Annotated in this window: 13 protein-coding genes; 9 read left to right on the top strand and 4 right to left on the bottom strand. The window is 71.7% G+C overall.

From position 1 onward, the window contains the following. Nucleotides 1-17 precede the first annotated feature (17 nt). The gene (gene dnaE / locus ACIBEJ_RS31535; protein WP_397186500.1) at nt 18-3,530 is read left to right on the top strand and encodes a DNA polymerase III subunit alpha; all 3,513 of its coding nucleotides are present in this window, start codon (nt 18-20) and stop codon (nt 3,528-3,530) included. Here the strand turns inward: dnaE and trpD are convergent. Beyond that, nucleotides 3,496-4,539, bottom strand: coding sequence for an anthranilate phosphoribosyltransferase (gene trpD / locus ACIBEJ_RS31530; RefSeq protein WP_397186734.1), 1,044 nt, complete (start codon nt 4,537-4,539; stop codon nt 3,496-3,498). The two genes, dnaE and trpD, sit on opposite strands and share 35 nt — an antisense overlap. A gap of 269 nt (nt 4,540-4,808) precedes the next feature. Between trpD and ACIBEJ_RS31525 the strand changes: the two genes are divergently transcribed. Genes ACIBEJ_RS31525 through ACIBEJ_RS31505 form a run of 5 tightly spaced genes read left to right on the top strand, consistent with a single transcriptional unit; the run spans nt 4,809 to nt 10,863 of the window. Further along, nucleotides 4,809-5,558 carry a 3-hydroxybutyrate dehydrogenase gene (locus ACIBEJ_RS31525; protein ID WP_397186499.1) on the top strand — a complete coding sequence of 250 codons (750 nt, stop codon included), beginning with the start codon at nt 4,809-4,811 and terminating at the stop codon, nt 5,556-5,558. Further along, nucleotides 5,558-7,429: a helix-turn-helix domain-containing protein gene (locus tag ACIBEJ_RS31520; protein ID WP_397186498.1), complete on the top strand. Its 1,872-nt coding sequence runs from the start codon at nt 5,558-5,560 to the stop codon at nt 7,427-7,429. Before ACIBEJ_RS31525 ends, ACIBEJ_RS31520 begins: the two co-directional genes overlap by 1 nt. Before the next feature lie 31 nt (nt 7,430-7,460). Continuing rightward, nucleotides 7,461-8,732, top strand: coding sequence for an MFS transporter (locus ACIBEJ_RS31515; protein WP_397186497.1), 1,272 nt, complete (start codon nt 7,461-7,463; stop codon nt 8,730-8,732). Further along, on the top strand, nt 8,729-9,724 hold the full coding sequence (locus ACIBEJ_RS31510) for an alpha/beta fold hydrolase (protein WP_397186496.1): 996 nt from the start codon (nt 8,729-8,731) through the stop codon (nt 9,722-9,724). The genes ACIBEJ_RS31515 and ACIBEJ_RS31510 overlap by 4 nt, the downstream gene beginning before the upstream one ends. Beyond that, entirely contained in the window at nt 9,724-10,863 is a 1,140-nt protein-coding gene (locus ACIBEJ_RS31505) for an alpha/beta hydrolase family protein (protein WP_397186495.1), read from the top strand. Before ACIBEJ_RS31510 ends, ACIBEJ_RS31505 begins: the two co-directional genes overlap by 1 nt. Here ACIBEJ_RS31505 and ACIBEJ_RS31500 read toward each other — a convergent pair. After that, a complete protein-coding gene (locus tag ACIBEJ_RS31500) occupies nt 10,853-12,847 on the bottom strand; it encodes a glycosyltransferase family 2 protein (protein ID WP_397186494.1) in 1,995 nt (664 codons plus the stop codon). The two genes, ACIBEJ_RS31505 and ACIBEJ_RS31500, sit on opposite strands and share 11 nt — an antisense overlap. Before the next feature lie 60 nt (nt 12,848-12,907). Beyond that, nucleotides 12,908-13,543: a lytic transglycosylase domain-containing protein gene (locus ACIBEJ_RS31495; protein WP_397186493.1), complete on the bottom strand. Its 636-nt coding sequence runs from the start codon at nt 13,541-13,543 to the stop codon at nt 12,908-12,910. Nucleotides 13,544-13,865: 322 nt separating this feature from the next. On the opposite strand from ACIBEJ_RS31495, the gene ACIBEJ_RS31490 reads away from it, so the two are divergent. From ACIBEJ_RS31490 to ACIBEJ_RS31480, 3 genes are read left to right on the top strand one after another with little or no spacing between them, the layout of a single operon-like run. Beyond that, on the top strand, nt 13,866-14,540 hold the full coding sequence (locus ACIBEJ_RS31490; RefSeq protein WP_397186492.1) for a response regulator: 675 nt from the start codon (nt 13,866-13,868) through the stop codon (nt 14,538-14,540). Continuing rightward, a complete protein-coding gene (locus tag ACIBEJ_RS31485) occupies nt 14,540-15,949 on the top strand; it encodes an ATP-binding protein (protein ID WP_397186491.1) in 1,410 nt (469 codons plus the stop codon). Before ACIBEJ_RS31490 ends, ACIBEJ_RS31485 begins: the two co-directional genes overlap by 1 nt. Beyond that, complete coding sequence (locus tag ACIBEJ_RS31480; RefSeq protein WP_397186490.1) at nt 15,946-16,494, top strand: hypothetical protein; 549 nt, start codon at nt 15,946-15,948, stop codon at nt 16,492-16,494. The genes ACIBEJ_RS31485 and ACIBEJ_RS31480 overlap by 4 nt, the downstream gene beginning before the upstream one ends. On the opposite strand, the gene ACIBEJ_RS31475 is transcribed toward ACIBEJ_RS31480, so the two are convergent. Continuing rightward, nucleotides 16,484-17,803 carry a PhoH family protein gene (locus ACIBEJ_RS31475; protein WP_397186489.1) on the bottom strand — a complete coding sequence of 440 codons (1,320 nt, stop codon included), beginning with the start codon at nt 17,801-17,803 and terminating at the stop codon, nt 16,484-16,486. The genes ACIBEJ_RS31480 and ACIBEJ_RS31475 overlap by 11 nt on opposite strands. Nucleotides 17,804-17,817: the final 14 nt, after the last annotated feature.

Genomic DNA, 17,817 nt, shown 5'->3' with positions numbered 1-17,817 from the left:
CAACCAGGAGGAGTGGCATGCGGTCCTTCGCCCACCTGCACGTCCACACGGAGTACAGCATGCTGGACGGCGCCGCCAAGGTCGCGCCGCTGATGGCGGAGGCGGTCCGGCTGGGGATGCCGGCCGTGGCCATGAGCGACCACGGCAACGTGCACGGCGCCTACGAGTTCCACCAGGCGGCGCGCAGGGCGGGGATCAAGCCGGTCATCGGGATCGAGGCGTACGTGGCGCCGGGCTCGCGGCGGGACCGGCGGCCGGTGTTCTGGAGCGAGGACCTGTCGTTGCGCCGCTCGGACGAGGAGAGCGGGGCGGGCGGCGACGTGTCGGGGCGCGGGTTGTACACCCACCTGACGATGTGGGCGGCGGACGCGGCGGGGCTGCGAAACCTGTTCCGGCTCCAGTCACGGGCCTGGCTGGAGGGTCATGTCCAGAAATATCCGCGCATGGATGATGAACTGCTGGCGGAGTATCACGAAGGGATCATCGCCACGACCGGCTGCCCCTCGGGAGAGGTCCAGACCCGGCTCCGCCTCGGCCAGTACGACCAGGCGCTCGCCGCCGCCGCCCGCCACCGCGACCTCTTCGGCCGGGAGAACTACTTCCTGGAGCTCATGGACCACGGCCTTGCCATCGAGCGCCGCGTCCGCGCGGACCTGCTGCGCATCGGCGCCGCGCTCGGCCTGCCGCCGCTGGCCACCAACGACTCCCACTACGTCACCGAGTCACAGGCCCAGGCCCACGACGCGCTGCTGTGCATCGGCACGGGCAGGCGGCTGGCCGACGCCGACCGGTTCAGGTTCGGCGGCAGCGGCTACTACCTGAAGCCCGCCGAGGAGATGCGCGCCCAGTGGGACGCCGAGGTGCCGGGCGCCTGCGACAACACCCTGCTCGTGGCCGAGCGCGTCGGCGACTACGCCGAGGTCTTCGCCCACCGCGACCTGACGCCGAGGTTCCCGGTGCCGGAGGGCGAGAGCGAGTCGAGCTGGCTGCGCGAGGAGTCGCTGCGCGGCGCCCGCCGCCGCTACGCCGGAGATCCGCCGCGGGAGGTCCTGGACCGCATCGACTACGAGCTGTCGGTCATCGACATGATGGGCTTCCCCGGCTACTTCCTGGTCGTCTCCGACATCTGCCGCCACGCCCGCGAGAACGGCATCGGCCTCGGGCCGGGAAGGGGCTCGGCCACGGGCTCCATGGTCGCGTACTGCACCGGCATCACCGAGCTCGACCCGATCGAGCACAAGCTGATCTTCGAGCGGTTCCTCAACCCCGAGCGGATCACCATGCCGGACGTCGACCTCGACTTCGACGACCGCCGCAGGGACGAGATGATCGACTACGTCACCCGCAAGTACGGCGACGACCGCGTCTGCCAGATCGTCACCTTCAACACGATCAAGGCCAAGGCCGCGGTGAAGGACGCCTGCCGGGTGCTCGGCCACCCGTACGCGCTCGGCGACCGGATCACCAAGTCCTTCCCCGCGGCCGTGGGCGGCAGGGAGATCCCGCTCCAGGCCATCCACGACGCGGACCACCCACGCCACGGCGAGGCCGCGGAACTCCGGCAGATGTACGCCGCCGACGCCGAGGTCCGCCAGGTGATCGACACCGCGACCGGCGTCGAGGGCCTGGTCAGGGGCACCGGCATCCACGCCGCCGGCGTCATCCTGTCCAGCGAGCCCCTGCTGGACGTGCTCCCCCTGGCCAAGCCCAAGGCCGACGGCCCGGTCGTGACCGCCTTCCCGTTCACCCAGGCCGAGGACATGGGCCTGCTGAAGATGGACTTCCTCGGCCTGCGCAACCTCACCGTCATCCAGGACGCGACAGCCGGCGTGAAGGCGAACAAGGGACTGGACGTCGACATCCTCGACGTGCCGCTCGACGACGCCAGAACCTACGAGCTGCTGGCCCGCGGCGACACGCTCGGCGTCTTCCAGCTCGACAGCGGGGGCATGCGGGTGCTGCTGCGGCTCATGCGGCCCACCACGTTCACCGACATCGCCGCGGTGAACGCCCTCTACCGCCCCGGCCCGATGGAGATGAACGCCCACACCAACTACGCCCTGCGCAAGACGGGCAGGCAGCCGGTCGAGCCGATCCATCCCGAGCTGGAGGCGGCCCTGGAGCCGATCCTGGGCGACACCTACCACCTGGTCGTCTTCCAGGAGCAGGTCATGGCGATCGCCCAGCAGCTCGCCGGCTACTCGCTCGGAGCCGCCGACATGCTGCGCAGGGCCATGGGCAAGAAGAAGAAAGAGGTCCTGGACGCCGAGTGGGACCGCTTCTGCGCGGGCATGCGCGCCAACGGCTTCTCCGACGCCGCGATCAAGGCCGTCTGGGACGTCCTGGTGCCCTTCAGCGGCTACGGCTTCAACAAGTCGCACACCGCCGGATACGGCCTGGTCTCCTACTGGACCGCCTACCTCAAGGCCAACCACCCCAGCGAGTACCTGGCCGCGCTGCTCACCTCGGTCGGCGACGACAAGGACAAGATGGCCGTCTACCTGGCCGACGCCCGCCGGGTGGGCCTGAAGGTGCTGCCGCCCGACGTCAACGCGAGCCGGCTGGACTTCGCCGCGGTCGGCGCCGACATCCGCTTCGGCCTCGGCGCGGTGCGCAACATCGGCGCCAACGTCGTCGAGGCGATCGTCGCCGCCCGCACCGAGAAGGGCGCCTACACCGGCTTCAACGACTTCCTCGCCAAGGTGCCGGCCGCGGTCTGCAACAAGCGGGTGATCGAGTCGCTGGCCAAGGCGGGGGCGTTCGACAGTCTTGGACACGGCCGCAAGGCGCTGGTCGCCGTGCACGAGCAGGCCGTGGACGCGGTCGTGGGCGTCAAGCGCAACGAGGGCCACGGCCAGGACGCGCTGTTCGACGGAAGCGCGCTGTCGGCGCCGATCACCGACGAGGAGTGGGACCAGCCGACGCTGCTGGCCTACGAGCGGGAGATGCTCGGCCTGTATGTCTCGGGCCACCCGCTGGACGGCGCGGAGGAACTCCTGCGCGCCCACCGCGACACCACGATCGCCGCCCTCCTGTCCTCGGGCCGCCAGGACGCCAGGACCCGGGTCAGCGGCATCGTCTCCGGCCTGCAGCGCAAGGTGACCAAGCAGGGGCATCCCTGGGCCGTCGTCACGCTGGAGGACCACGAGGCCGCGGTCGAGTGTCTGATCTTCCCCAAGGTTTATGCGCTGTGCGGGGAGTCGCTGGCGCAGGACGACGTGGTCTCGATCGGCGGGCGGGTCAACGTGCGCGACGAGACGCTGAGCGTCTACGGCGAGGAGGTCACGTTCCTGACGGTGCCCGACCCGCCGCTGGTCATCCGGCTGGACGAAGAGAGGCTGACGCTGCGGCTGGTGCGGGAGTTCCGGCGCGTCCTGGACACCCATCCCGGCCAGACCGCCGTCCACCTGCGGGTGCGCCGCGAGGCGGGCAAGGACGTCCTGCTGAGCCTGCCCGCCTACGCGGTCTCGCCCACGCCCGCCTTCCACGCCGACGTCAAGGCGCTGCTTGGTCCGCTCGCTCTCTCCTGAGGTACGCCGCCCGCGTGGCCGCCGCCCACCGGGTCAGCAGGTCGGCGGCGGCGCCCGCGTCCACGGCGTCGGCGGCCCGGCGCATCGCCTTGCCCAGCGCCTCGGTGAGGTCGGCGACCGGCGGCGTGCCATCGGCGGCGACCAGGGCCGCGGCGGCGTTGAGCAGCACGATGTCGCGCACCGGCCCCCGCTCCCCCGCCAGGAGCCGCCTGGCGACGCCGGCGTTGTGGGCCGGGTCGCCGCCGCGCAGGTCGGCCACGGTGGCGCGGGGGATGTCCAGGTCCGCGGGGTCGAAGGCGGTGGTGTGGACCGCGCCCCGCCGTACCACGTGGACGGTGGACGGGCCGGTGGTGGTCAGCTCGTCGAGCCCGTCGTCGCCGCGGAAGACCAGCGAGGAGCCGCCGCGCTCGGCGAGCACGCCCGCGATGACCTCGGCCATGCGCGGGTGGAAGACGCCGACGGCCTGCGCGGCGGGCAGGGCGGGGTTGGTGAGCGGGCCGAGGAAGTTGAAGACGGTCGGCACGCCGAGCTGGCCGCGGGCCTTGGAGGCGTGGCGCAGGAACGGGTGGAACCTCGGGGCGAACAAGAACGTGATGCCCACCTCCTCCGCCACCTCGGCCACCGCCGCCGGGTCCAGGGAGATGGCGACCCCGAGCTCCTCCAGCACGTCGGCCGCGCCCGAGGCGGAGCTGGCCGAGCGGGAGCCGTGCTTGACCACCTTGGCGCCCGCCGCGGCGGCCACGATCGCGGCCATGGTGGAGACGTTGACCGTGTTGGCCCGGTCGCCGCCGGTGCCGACCAGGTCGACGGGGTCGCCGGCGATGCGGATAGCGGCCGAGCGGGCCAGCATCCCGTCGGCGAGCCCGGCCACCTCCTCGACGCTCTCGCCCTTGGCGCGCAGGGCCACGGCGAAGCCGGCGATCTGGGCGTCGGTCGCGGCGCCCGACATGATCTGTTCCATCGCCCAGGCGCTGTCGCGGGCGGACAGCGAACCGCCGCCGAGCAGCATGGTGAGCAGTGCGGGCCAGGTGGTGTTCACGTGACGCCTCCGGTGTCGAGTCTGCTCGGCAAGGCGGAGGGAGAACACGTAAGGCCGCCTCGTCGAGGCGGCCGTTGAGATGAACGCTAGGGGGTCCGCCTAGGAGACGGACCACCAGGAGTACGAGAAAGCGTTCATGGGGCAAACCCTAGCACCACGTCCCGGCCACATAGATCATCACCCAGGTATGTCGGTGGCACCCATGCGTACGGAATCGGGGAGCGCCTATGGTCGGGAGCATGGGGAACGAGCTGAGCGGGCGGACCGCCCTGGTGACGGGGGCGGGTGCGGGGATCGGGCGCGCGTGCGCGCTCAAGCTGGCCGCGCGGGGGGCCAGGGTGCTGGTCGCCGACCGCGACAGTGAGTCGGCGGAGAAGGTGGCGGCCGAGACGCGGGGGGTGGCCGTGGTGGCCGACCTCACCCAGCCCGACTTCATCACGAAATTTCCTGAAGAAGCGGACATCGTGGTGAACAACGCGGGCTTCCAGCATGTCGCCCCGATCGAGGAGTTCCCGCCGGAGACGTTCGCGAGCATGCTCAGGGTGATGCTGGAGGCGCCGTTCCTGATCGCCAGGCACGTGCTGCCCGGCATGTACGCCAGGGGCTGGGGCCGCTTCGTCAACATCACCTCGGTGCACGGGCTGCGCGGCTCGCCGTTCAAGTCGGCGTACACGGCGGCCAAGCACGGGCTGGAGGGCCTGTCCAAGGTGATCGCCCTTGAGGGCGCGCCGCACGGCGTCACCTCGGCCTGCGTCTCGCCCGGCTACGTCAGGACCGAGCTGGTCGAACGCCAGATCGCCGACCAGGCCAGGGCCCACGGCATCCCGGAGAGCCAGGTGCTCACCGAGGTCATGCTCGCCCCCGAGGCGATCAAGCGCCTGATCGAGCCGGAGGAGGTGGCCGACCTGGCCGCGTACCTGTGCGGGCCCAGCGGGTCGTTCATCACCGGCGTCACGCTGACCGTCGACGGCGGCTGGACGGCCCGCTAGTGGTCACGCGCTTCCTCGAACTCCTCGCCAGAGAAGCCTCGGCGGTGGAGTTCGAGGGGCCGATCATCGAGGCGCGGGCGGCGGGCGCGGGACCGGCCGAGATCGAGCGGCTCGAACTGGCCAAGGTGGAGGCGCTGCGGGTCAGGCAGTTGCTGCGGCGCAGGGCCAGGCGCGAGGCGGAGCTGTCGGCGCTGTTCGACACCGCGGGAGACCTGGCCGCGCTGCGCGACCTCGACGCCGTGCTGGAGGCGATCGTCCACCGGGCCAGGCAGTTGCTCGGCACCGACACCGCCTACCTCACCCTGCACGACCCCGAGCGCGGCGACACCTACATGCGGGTCACCGACGGCTCCATCTCGGCCGCCTTCCAGGCGCTCAGGCTCGGGATGGGCGACGGGCTCGGCGGGCTGGTGGCGCAGACGGCGCGGCCGTACTCGACCGCGGACTATCCGGCGGACTCGCGTTTCCACCACACCGGGACGATCGACTTCGCGGTCAAGGAGGAGGGCCTGGTGGCCATCCTCGGGGTGCCGCTGAGGCTGGGGCGCCGGGTGATCGGCGTGCTGTTCGCGGCCAACCGCAGCGCGCGGCCGTTCCTGCAGGAAGAGGAGGCGCTGCTGGCGTCGCTGGCCGCGCACGCGGCGGTGGCCATCGACAACGCGCGGCTGCTCCAGGAGACGCGCAACGCCCTCGACGAGCTGTCGCAGGCCCACCGGACCGCGCGCGAGCACGCGGCGGCGGTCGAGCGGGCGGCGCTGGCGCACGACCGGATGACCTCGGTGGTGCTGCGCGGCGGCGGCATCGAGAACGTGGCCGCGGTGATCACGGAGGTGCTGGGCGGGAGGCTGTGGGTCCTGGACGACCTCGGCCGCCCGCTGGCCGGTGACGCCGACGCGGCCGGGCTCGACCCCGGCGTCTTCGAGGCCGCGCAGGACTCGCGCGCGCTCGGCAGGACCGTACGGCGCGGCGACCTGCTCATCGCCAGCGTCGACGTCGGCGGCGAGCCGCTGTGCACGCTGGTGCTGCGCGGCGACGACGCCGACGAGCGCATCCTCGAACGCGGGGCACAGGTGTGCGCGCTGCTGCTGCTGTTCCGGCGCAGCGTGGCCGAGGCCGAGGGCCGGGTGCGCGGCGAGCTGCTGGACGACCTGATCTCCAGGCCCGGCTCGCCCGGCCTGGCCGAGCGCGCCCGCAGGCTGGGCCTGGACCTGGACACCCCGCACGTGCTGGTCGTGGCCAGGCACGACGGGCAGCGCGAGCGCGCGGCGTTCTGGGCCTCCTCGCAGGCGGCGATCCGGCACGGGCTGGCGGCGGCGCGTGGCGAGGAGGTCGTGCTGTTGCTGCCGGGTGCCGACCCCGGCGCGATCGCGCGCAGGATCGCCGCCGAGCTGACCGCCTCGCTGGGGCATCCGGCGACGGCGGGCGCGGCCGTACCGAGGAGCGGGGAGGTCACGGCGGCCTACCGGGAGGCGCAGCGGTGCGCGCAGGCGCTGGTGGCGCTGGGCCGCGCGGGCGACGGGGCGGGCGCGGCCGAGCTGGGGTTCGTGGGCCTGCTCATCGGCGACGGCCAGGACGTGCCCGGCTACGTGGACTCCGTCCTCGGCCCGGTGACCGGCTACGACGCCAGGCGGGGCACCGCGCTCGGCGACACGCTGGCCGCCTACTTCGCCTCGGGCGGCTCACCCTCGCGTACGGCCGAGGCCATGCACATCCACGTCAACACCGTCACCCAGCGCCTGGACCGGATCGGCAAGCTCCTGGGCGACGGCTGGCAGGAGCCGGAGCGCGCCCTTGAGCTCCAGCTCGCGCTCCGGCTGCACCGGCTCGGCCACACAACCTCTCCCCAGAGTGTGGAGAACGGCCCCATATGAGTGACGCCGGTCACTCTTTAGCGTGACCGGCATGGCCACTTCCATCAAGAAGATCGTCGGCGCGAGCCTGATAGGCACCACCATCGAGTGGTACGACTTCTTCCTGTACGGCTCCGCCGCCGCACTCGTGTTCAACAAGCTCTTCTTCCCCGAGAGCGACCCGCTGACCGGCACGCTGCTCGCCTTCCTCACCTACGCCGTCGGCTTCGTCGCCCGCCCGCTCGGCGGCCTGGTCTTCGGCCACTTCGGCGACCGGGTGGGCAGGAAGACGCTCCTGGTCGTCAGCCTGCTGCTGATGGGCGCGGCGACGTTCCTCATCGGCTGCCTGCCCACGCACGCCGCGATCGGGGCGGCGGCGCCGCTGCTGCTGACGGTGCTGCGCCTGGTGCAGGGCTTCGCCCTCGGCGGCGAGTGGGGCGGCGCGGTGCTGATCGTCTCCGAGCACGGCGACTCCGCCCGGCGCGGCTTCTGGGCCTCGTGGCCGCAGGCGGGCGCCCCCGGCGGCAACCTGCTGGCGACGGGCGTGCTGGCCCTGCTGGCGGCGGTCCAGTCGGAGGCGGACTTCCTGTCGTGGGGCTGGCGGGTGCCGTTCCTGCTGTCGGGCGTGCTGGTGCTGATCGGCCTGTGGATCCGGCTGTCGATCACCGAGTCGCCCGTCTTCGAGCGGGCGCCGAAGGAGGAGACGCTCCCAATCGTGACCGTCCTGCGCCACCACCGGCGTGACGTGCTGATCGCGATCGGCGCCCGGCTCGCCGAGAACATCTCCTTCTACCTGCTGACGGTCTTCGTCATCACCTACGCCAAGGCCGAGAGGATCGACAACTCGACCGTGCTCAACGCGGTGCTCATCGCCTCGGCCATCCACTTCGCGACGATCCCGCTGTGGGGCGCGCTGTCGGACCGCGTCGGCCGCCGCCCGATCTACCTCGCCGGCGCCGCCGGCATCGGCGTGTGGATCTTCGCGTTCTTCCCGCTGGTCGGGACCGGCAACTTCCTCGCGATCACGCTGGCGGTCACGGTCGGCCTGCTGTTCCACGGCATGATGTACGGCCCGCAGGCCGCCTTCTTCGCCGAGCTGTTCGCCACCCGCTCCCGCTACACCGGCGTGTCCATCGGCGCCCAGTTGTCGGCCATCGTGGCCGGCGCGCTGGCCCCGGTGATCGCGGTCGCCCTGCTCAGGGACTACGGCAGCTCGCTGCCGATCTCCATCTACCTGGGCGTCGCCGCCCTGCTGACCCTGTTCGCCGTCTACAAGGCCAGGGAGACCCAGGGCCGCGACCTGGCTGAGAGGATCCACGCGTGAAGGTCACCACCCCGCGCCTGACCCAGCACGTCCTGAAATTTCGGGACAACGGCGCTGAGCCTGTCCTGTTCGTCCACGGCAACATCTCCTCCAGCGCCTTCTGGCGCGACACCCTGAAGGCTCTGCCCGAGCCCTACCTCCCGCTCGCGCCCGACCTGCGCGGCTTCGGCGAGACCGACCCCGCCCCCGTGGACGCCACCCGCGGCCTGCGCGACTTCTCCGACGACCTGACCGAGCTGATCGCGACGCTCGCCCTGCCCAAGGTCCACCTCGTGGGCTGGAGCATGGGCGGCGGCATCGTCCTGCAGCTCCTGCGCGACCACCCGGACCTGGTCAGGAGCATCACCCTGGTCAACCCCGTCTCCCCCTACGGCTACAGCGGCACCGAGGGCCCGGAAGGCCGGCTGACCCACGAGGACGGCACCGGATCGGGCGCCGGGGCGGTCAACCCCGACTTCGTGGCCCGCCTCCGGGCCGGCGACACCTCCGAGGAGTCCCCGGCCTCGCCCCGATCCGTCTTCCGCGGCTCGTACGTCGCCGCCCCGGTCCCCGACGAGGACTTCTACGTGACCGCGATGCTCACCACCAGGATCGGCGAGCACAACTACCCGGGCGAGGCCGTCACCTCCGACCGCTGGCCGGGCGTGGCGCCGGGCAAGAGCGGCGTCCTGAACGCCCTGGCGCCCACCCACTTCCGGCTCGACGACCTCCACGAGCTGCCGGACAAGCCGCCGATCCTGTGGATCAGGGGCACCGACGACGTGATCGTCGCCGACGCCTCGCCGTTCGACCTGGCGCACCTCGGCGCGATCGGCGTCGTGCCCGGCTCTCCCGGCACGCCCGCCCAGCCGATGATCGCCCAGACCAGGGCCGTGCTCGAACGCTACGGCCGCTACCACGAGGCCGTCCTGCCGGACTGCGGCCACAGCCCCCACCTGGAGCACCCGGAGGAGTTCCGCCGCCTGCTCCTCGACCACCTCGGACGGGCCTGATGCACGCCTTAGCCGCGCTCACGCTGCTCGGCGGCCTGCTCGTCGCCACCCCGCCGCACCTGACCGTGCCCGGCGCCGAGCACACGATCACCGCCGCCCTCGCCGACCTCACCACCGCGGGCACCGCCGCCACCGGCCACACCGACCCCGCCGACTGGGCCGGCCTGCACTCCGCGGCCACGGTCAACCCGACCGGCGTACCGGGAACCCAGATCGACGGCTACTTCCCCGACACCTCCACCGGCAACAGGACCCGCGGCTGGAACCACGACTCCCAGTTCGTCATCCGCCTGCCGGACCGCTGGAACGGCGGCCTGGTCGTCTCCGGCACCCCGGGCAACCGGGAGCAGTACGCCAACGACTTCACCATCTCCGACTGGGTCCTCGCCAAGGGCTACGCCTTCGCCGCCACCGACAAGGGCAACGTCGGCCTCGACTTCCACACCGACGGCCGGCGCCCCGGCGACGCCATCGCCGAGTGGAACCACCGCGTCACCCAGCTCACGCTGGCCGCCAGATCCGTCGTCAGACAGCGGTACGGCAGGCCGCCCGCCCGCACCCTCATGGCCGGCATCTCCAACGGCGGCTACCTGGTCAGGTGGCAACTGGAGAACCGCGGCCACCTCTACGACGGCGGCGTCGACTGGGAGGGCACGCTCTGGCGCCTCAAGGGCGACAACCTGCTCGACTTCCTGCCCACTGCGCTCAGGCACGGCCCGGCGCGGGCCGGATTCCCGGCGGAGTCGGAGTTCCTGTGGCCCTTCCACCGGCAGTACTACTGGGAACTCACCCAGCGGCTCTACCAGCAGGAACTGGACCCGTCCTACACCGGCGCCCCCGCCGACTACGTCTACGCCGAGCGCCGGCCGTACGCGGCGGTGGCGAAGATCGCGCTGACCGGCCGGATCACCAAGCCGCTCATCACCCTCCACGGCACCCTGGACGCCCTGTTGCCCATCGCGCGCTCCTCCGACGTCTACGCGAGGATGGTCGGCCCGCACCGGCCCTTCCGCTACCACCGCGTCGAGGCGGGCAACCACCTGGACGCCCTGGTCGACGCCTACCCGGACCGGCTCAGGCCGATCCTGCCCGAGTTCAGGAACGCCTTCGAGGAACTGGAGGACTGGGTCAGTCCCTGAGGTAGCGGTGCTTGCCCGCGCGGGCCAGGCGGACCAGGTGGCGGGCGCCGGGCACGCGCCGGCCCAGCCGGCGCAGCATCGTGTCGCGTCCCATCGGCGAGCGCCGCGCCGGGTCCACCTCGGTCGAGGCGCACACCTCCACCCTGCTGCCGCGCATCTCCAGCCCGAACCGCAGGCCCACCTCGTCGTCCTCCGCGCGCAGCGAGGACGACCAGGCCCCCGGCCCGAGCCGGTCACGGCCCGGCAGCAGGCGCTTGACCGGCACCTTGGCCACGAGCTGGCCCGCGATCCTGCCCGGCACGCCCGGCTCCACCAGGGCGGGCGCGGAGATCTCGCGCAGCCGCCCGGCCGTGTTGCGCAGCACCAGTTCCAGCGGCGGGCCACCGCTCGGCGGCACGTACGGCACGGGCACGACGACGTAGACGTGGTTGTGCTGCCTGCGGATGCTGGCTCCCGGCGAGACCAGCGCGATCGACTCGGAGAACGAGCGCGGCTCGATGGCCAGGCCGAGCTCGCCGGCGTCGGTCCAGCACGGGACGACCAGGCGGCGCCTTGGCCGCTGGGACAGGATGCCCAGGCAGTTGAGAGGGCCGTCGGGGCGGCGGATGCGGGTCCTGGCCTGGAGGGCGCCGCCGTACATGCGGACGTGGACCTCCCACTGGCCGGAGTCCAGCGGGCCGCCGAGCGCGGCCGTGGCCACGTCGAGCTGGGCCTCGCCGACGATGCGCAGCCGGACGTCCGCGCCCTCCGGCACGCGTTCCAGGTGGAAGGTGACCGGCAGGAAGTAGACGACGCCGGTGTCGGCCTGGCGTACGTAGACCTCGATGCGGGCGCGCGCCACGGCGTCGGTGACGTCCGTGACGCCGTCGGGCATGGCCCGGTCGTCCAGCGAGCCCGGCGGCAGCCAGCGCAGCCGTCCGTCCTGCTCGCGGTAGCGGGCGGGCTCGCCGTCGGCGGCCAGCACCTCGACGGCCAGGCCCAGGGCGAGCACGGGGCCGTCCCAGCGCACGTCGAGCAGGTCGGCGCGCAGGTCCGCGCGGCGGGTCACGTTGGCGTAGCTGACGAGCTGGTCGAGGCGGCCGGCCCGCAGGAGCGCGGCGACCGCGCGCAGGTGCACGGGCAGGTGCCGGTCGAGCCGCTCGGGGAAGCGCTCCAGCACGAGTTCACGGCTGGCGGTGAACATCTTCCCCCGGTCCACGGAGGATCCGGCGAAGCGGGCGCTGAGGAACGGGCGCAGGACCACCGAACGCAGCCAGTGGACGTACATGCGGTCGCGCCTGCGGCCCGGCTCGGTGTGCTCGTCGACGACGTCCAGCAGCGCCAGCAGTTCGCGGGCGAGCGTGCCCAGGTCCTCCTCCGCCTCCTCGCGCTCGCCGAGATGGCAGCAGACGTGGTCGGCCATCACCGCGACGACCTTGGCCAGCAGGTACGCGCGTACCACGAACGTCTGCTCCGCGATCCGCCCACCGGGTACGGCGAAGCCGAGCTTGTGCGTCTCCAGGAACTCCCGGCGGAAGAGCTTGTGCGGCGTGAGCAGGTTGAGCAGCCGGTCACGCAGGATGTCGGCGCGGGCGGTGCCGGTCTCGAAGGCGTTCATGGGCGGCCCGGAGTCGCGGACCAGGCGGCCGACGAGCACGTCGGCGTCGGTCTCGACGGCGCGCGCGTACAGGTGCTCCAGCGCGGTGCGCTCCAGGCGGTCGCGCTGGTCGAGGAGGTAGACGAACTCGCCCTTGGCGGCGGCGAGCCCGATGTTGCGCCCGCACATCGGCGAGCCGGTGTGCGGCAGGTGCAGGACCCGCACGTTCCTGCGGACCGCGGCCACGGTGTCGAGCCGCTCGGCGATGCCGTCCGTGGACCCGTCGTCCACGAAGATCACTTCATACGCCTCGGGTGGGAGCGTCTGCTCCAGCACGGATCGGATGCACGGATCGGCGCCGCCACCCGGATTATGGACACTGACGATCACGCTGACCTTCACAGCCATGCCGCCAGCGTGCGCCGTCCTACCCGATCAGGCGTGACGGCTTGCCGATCGAATAGCGGGTCAGTACCAGCCCTTGGCCTGGGAATGGCCCCAAGCGCCGCAAGGCGTGCCGTAGCGGCCCTTGATGTAGCCCAGGCCCCACTTGATCTGCGTGGCGGCGTTGGTCTGCCAGTCGGAGCCCGCGCTGGCCATCTTGCTGCCGGGCAGCGACTGCGGGATGCCGTAGGCGCCGGAGTAGCGGTTCATGGCCCGCTCGTTCCAGCCGCTCTCCTTGTGCCAGAGCTTCTCCAGGCAGCCCCACTGGTCCTCGCCGAAGCCGAACTCGCCGAGCATCCCCTTGGCGACGGCCTTGTTGCTGCCGGGCGAGGGATTGCTGCCGGGCGGGAAGTTGGCGGGCGGGAACCCGTCGCCGCCGGGGCCGCGCTTCTTGATGATGACCGGGTCGAGGCCCGCGACGCCCTTGCGTTCCTTCTTGAGCTTGTCCTTCTGGTACGCCGTGACCGCCGCGGCCTTGTAGGAGTCGGCCTTGGGATCCGGGGAGTAGAAGTCGCCCATGGCGATCCTGCTCCACTCCTCGGGGGAGATCGGGGTGTGGACGGCCTTGGAGTTCTGGATCGCGGTGTAGGCGGTGAAACCGCCGCCGCCGACCACCACCACGGCCGCCAGACCGAAGATCAGCACGCGCTTCGGGCTCATCGCCTTCTTCTTGCGGCGAGAGGTCGGCGCTTCGCGCTCCTTCAACTCCGGACCAGGGCTCACGACCTATGAGAATGCCCTGTCCCGGGGGGTGGTCCGCAACCAAAACGCGACATCCGGTTGGGGTTCCATTGACTGACCAGCAGGCCACACAGGTCTTTCTTTCACGACTGTGACTTTTGTCACACGTGTAAGGCCCGCCCCTCGCGCCCCGCTCACCGAAGGGAGAGCCCTCATTACAGACTTCCGCCCGTGGTTCCCGGGGATGTCACATTTTTATGACAGAACACGGATATTCGCGACGTGGAAGAATAATGTGCGCGTGGCTGGCATCCTCCTCGTCGAAGACGACCCCTCCGTCCGCACCGCTCTGGAGCTGGCGCTGACGCGGCAGGGGCACTCCGTGACGTCCTACGCCACGGGCGAGGAGGCGCTCGACCACATCAGGTCCCGCCGCCCGGAGATCGCCATCCTCGACGTGATGCTGCCGGGGATCGACGGCGTCGAGGTGTGCCGCCGCATCCGCCGCCTGGACCAGTTGCCGGTCATCCTGCTCACCGCCCGCGGCGACGACCTCGACGTGGTGGTCGGGCTGGAGGCCGGCGCCGACGACTACGTGGTCAAGCCGGTCGAGCCCCGGGTGCTGGACGCGCGGATCAGGGCCATCCTGCGCCGCGCCGAGTCGGCCTCCTCCGACCGCATCTCCTTCGGCGAGCTCATGATCGACCGGGGCGCGCTCAAGGTGACGCTGTCCAACAAGGAGATCCACCTGACCCCCACCGAGCTGCGGCTGCTGCTGGAGCTCGTGCGCCACCCCGGCCAGGTGCTCAACCGGCGCTACCTGCTGCGCGTCGTCTGGGACCACACCCACGTCGCCGACTCCCGCCTGGTCGACGCGTGCGTCCAGCGGGTGCGGGCGAAGATCGAGCCGCGTCCGGCCGAGCCGGTGTTCATCCACACCGTCCGCGGCTTCGGCTACCGGTTCAGCCCGCCGTGATGCGGGCGCCCACCGGCCTGCGCGCCCGCCTGATCATCACCTTCACCCTCGTCGCCGTGGCCGCCTCGGTCATGGTCGCCACGATCGGCTACGAGCTGGCCAAGGCCGCGCTCATCGGCCGGGCCGAGGACGGCGCCGTGGACCTGGTCACCAGGGAGCTGCGCCAGATCACCTTCCCCGTCGGCACCCTGCGCCAGGGCGAGGCCGCGCCCGACTACCGCGACCTGCAGCAACTGGCCGACGCCCTCAACGGCCCCGGCCGCAGCGTCGCGCTGGAGTACGGCCACCTCAGCTACTCGGAGGGCCCGCTGTCGATGGCCAACGTCCCGCACGAGCTGCAGGGCAGGGCGCGCGGCGGCGTGGTCAAGCAGCGCCAGGTGATCCGCGGCGGGATCGTGCTGATCGTCGGCGCCGAGGTCTACCGCAAGGACGGGCCCATCCCCGAGGCCAGCGGCCTGCGCGCGTTCGTCTTCTTCTCCATGCGCGAGGAGGAGAACCAGCTCACCACGCTCAAGGGCTCGCTCGTGCAGGGCGGCGCGGTCATCGTGCTGATCGCGCTCGGCGTCGCGCTGGTCTCCGCCAGGAGCGTGCTGCTGCCCGTGCGCCGTCTCAGCGCCGCCGCCCAGGCGCTCGGCGAGGGCCGGCTCGACACCCGGCTGCCCGTCCACGGCCAGGACGAGCTCGCCGCGCTGACCGCGCGGTTCAACGACGCCGCCGCCGCGCTGGAGCTCAGCGTCTCCGAGCTGCGCGCGCTGGAGGCGCTGTCGCGCCGCTTCGTCGCCGACGTCTCCCACGAGCTGCGCACGCCGCTGACCGCGATGACCGCCGTCGCCGACATGCTCATGGAGGAGGCCGAGCGGCTGCCCGCCGCGCCCGCCGAGGCCGTCAGGCTCGTGCTCTCGGAGATCGACCGGCTGCGCCACCTCGTCGAGCACCTCATCGAGGTCAGCCGCTTCGACGCCGGTACGGCCACGCTCAACGTGGAATCCGTCAACGTCCACGACGCGATCCATGACAGCCTGGAGACGCGCGGCTGGAACGAGACCGTGGAGGTGACCGTGGCCAAGGGACTGGCGGCCACCCTGGACCCCCGCCGCTTCGACGTGATCGTCGCCAACCTGGTGGGCAACGCGATCAAACACGGCGGCCCGCCGGTCCAGGTGTCGGCCAGGGGCACGGAGAACGGGCTGGAGATGAAGGTGCGCGACCATGGCGCCGGGATTCCCGAGGAGGCGCTGCCGTACGTCTTCGACCGGTTCTTCAAGGCGGGAGCGGGACGCTCGCGCAGCCACGGCAGCGGGCTGGGCCTGGCCATCACCAGGGCCAACGTGCACCTGCACAGCGGCACCATCTCGGTGCGCAGGCAGGGGCCGGGCACCCTGTTCACGGTCTGGCTGCCGAGCCGGTGAAGGGCGGGCGGGCGCTGGCGGCCGGGCTCCTGCTCGCGGCGGCGGGCTGCGGGATCACGCCCACGAACGTCGTGGACGTGGCGGGACCGCCCACGGTCAAGATCCCGCCGCCGTCCAAGACCATCTACCTGCTCAAGCCGACCGAGGCGCGGCAGGACAGCAGACGCGCGCGCTTCCGGCTGACCAGGGAGCCCGCCGACGTCGAGAACGACACCGTGGACAGCCTGCTCACCGCGCTGTTCCAGGCCAACGAGCGGCAACTGAACGGCCTGCACACCGCGCTGCGCGGCTTCACCTACGAGGGCATCCAGGACTCGCTCAGCCCGGTGACCCGCGACGAGACCCGGCTGCCCAGGACGTCCACGCTGACCGTGTACATCAAGGGCACCGGGACGCTGCCCCCGCTGGGCAAGGCGCAGATCGTCTGCACCGCCCAGCAGGAGACGACCTTCGTGAAGGTGAAGATCATCCGCCAGTTCCCCAGCAGGGCGCCCCAGGACGAGGGGCAGCACATCTGCGGGGAACTGGAGGCGGCTAAAGGTTGATGTCCTCCAGCATCTCCGTCACCAGCGCCGCGATCGGCGAGCGCTCGGACCTGGTCAGCGTCACGTGGGCGAACAGCGGATGCCCCTTGAGCTTCTCCACCACGGCCACGACGCCGTCGTGGCGGCCCACCCGCAGGTTGTCGCGCTGGGCGATGTCGTGGGTGAGCACCACGCGGGAGTTGGCGCCGATGCGGCTCAGCACCGTCAGCAGCACCCCGCGCTCCAGCGACTGCGCCTCGTCCACGATCACGAACGCGTCGTGCAGCGACCGGCCCCTGATGTGGGTGAGCGGCAGCACCTCCAGCATCCCGCGGTCGATGACCTCCTCGATCACCTCGGGCGTGGTCACCGCGCCCAGGGTGTCGTAGACGGCCTGGGCCCAGGGGCCCATCTTCTCGCCCTCGGTGCCGGGAAGGTAGCCGAGCTCCTGGCCGCCGACGGCGTACAGCGGGCGGAAGACCACGACCTTGCGGTGCTGGCGGCGCTCCAGGACGGCCTCCAGGCCCGCGCAGAGCGCCAGGGCCGACTTGCCCGTGCCCGCCCTGCCGCCCAGCGACACGATGCCGATCTCGGGGTCCATCAGGAGCTCCAGCGCGATGCGCTGCTCGGCCGAGCGGCCGTGCAGCCCGAACACCTCGCGGTCGCCCCGCACCAGCTTCACCGACTTGTCGGGCAGCACCCTGCCCAGCGCCGAGCCCTTGCTCGACAGCAGTCGCAACCCGGTGTGCGCGGGCAGGTCCCTGGCCTCCTCCACGTCCGCGGCGCCGTGCTCGAAGAGCGACTCCACGTCCTCGGTGGTCACCTGGATCTCGGCCATCCCCGTCCAGCCCGACTCCACGACCAGTTCGGCGCGGTACTCCTCCGCCGACAGGCCGATCGAGGCCGCCTTCACCCGCAGGGGCAGGTCCTTGGAGACCAGCACGACGTCGCGTCCCTCGGCGGCCAGCGAACGGGCCACGGTGAGGATGCGGGTGTCGTTGTCGCCCAGGCGGAAGCCCACGGGCAGGATGGACGGGTCGCTGTGGTTGAGTTCAACCCTTATGGTGCCGTCCCCGGTCGGCATGGGCTCGTCCAGCCTGCCGTACTGCACGCGCAGGTCGTCGAGGTAGCGCAACGCTTTGCGAGCGAAGTAGCCGAGTTCAGGATGGTTCCGCTTCCCCTCCAGCTCCGTGATCACGACGATCGGGAGGACGACCTCATGCTCGGCGAATCTGGTCATCGCCGCCGGGTCGGCTAGAAGGACCGACGTGTCCAGCACGTAGGTGCGCTTGCCGGGGTTGGTCGAAGGGTTGCTCGAGGACACTGCCACACGTTCTCCCCCGG

Origin of the sequence: Nonomuraea sp. NPDC050790, from assembly GCF_044456745.1 — a bacterium.
Classification (GTDB): domain Bacteria; phylum Actinomycetota; class Actinomycetes; order Streptosporangiales; family Streptosporangiaceae; genus Nonomuraea.
The sequence above is the reverse complement of the archived record's forward strand: the minus strand, read 5'-3'. Positions and strand labels throughout refer to the sequence as shown.

Excerpts from the sequence above, each read along its gene's own strand:
- ACIBEJ_RS31505 (WP_397186495.1), top strand. The coding sequence starts at position 9,724 with ATGCACGCCTTAGCCGCGCTCACGCTGCTCGGCGGCCTGCTCGTCGCC.
- ACIBEJ_RS31515 (WP_397186497.1), top strand. The coding sequence starts at position 7,461 with ATGGCCACTTCCATCAAGAAGATCGTCGGCGCGAGCCTGATAGGCACC.
- ACIBEJ_RS31495 (WP_397186493.1), bottom strand. The coding sequence starts at position 13,543 with ATGAGCCCGAAGCGCGTGCTGATCTTCGGTCTGGCGGCCGTGGTGGTG.
- ACIBEJ_RS31500 (WP_397186494.1), bottom strand. The coding sequence starts at position 12,847 with ATGGCTGTGAAGGTCAGCGTGATCGTCAGTGTCCATAATCCGGGTGGC.
- ACIBEJ_RS31485 (WP_397186491.1), top strand. The coding sequence starts at position 14,540 with ATGCGGGCGCCCACCGGCCTGCGCGCCCGCCTGATCATCACCTTCACC.
- trpD (WP_397186734.1), bottom strand. The coding sequence starts at position 4,539 with ATGCTGCTCGGCGGCGGTTCGCTGTCCGCCCGCGACAGCGCCTGGGCG.
- ACIBEJ_RS31525 (WP_397186499.1), top strand. The coding sequence starts at position 4,809 with ATGGGGAACGAGCTGAGCGGGCGGACCGCCCTGGTGACGGGGGCGGGT.
- dnaE (WP_397186500.1), top strand. The coding sequence starts at position 18 with ATGCGGTCCTTCGCCCACCTGCACGTCCACACGGAGTACAGCATGCTG.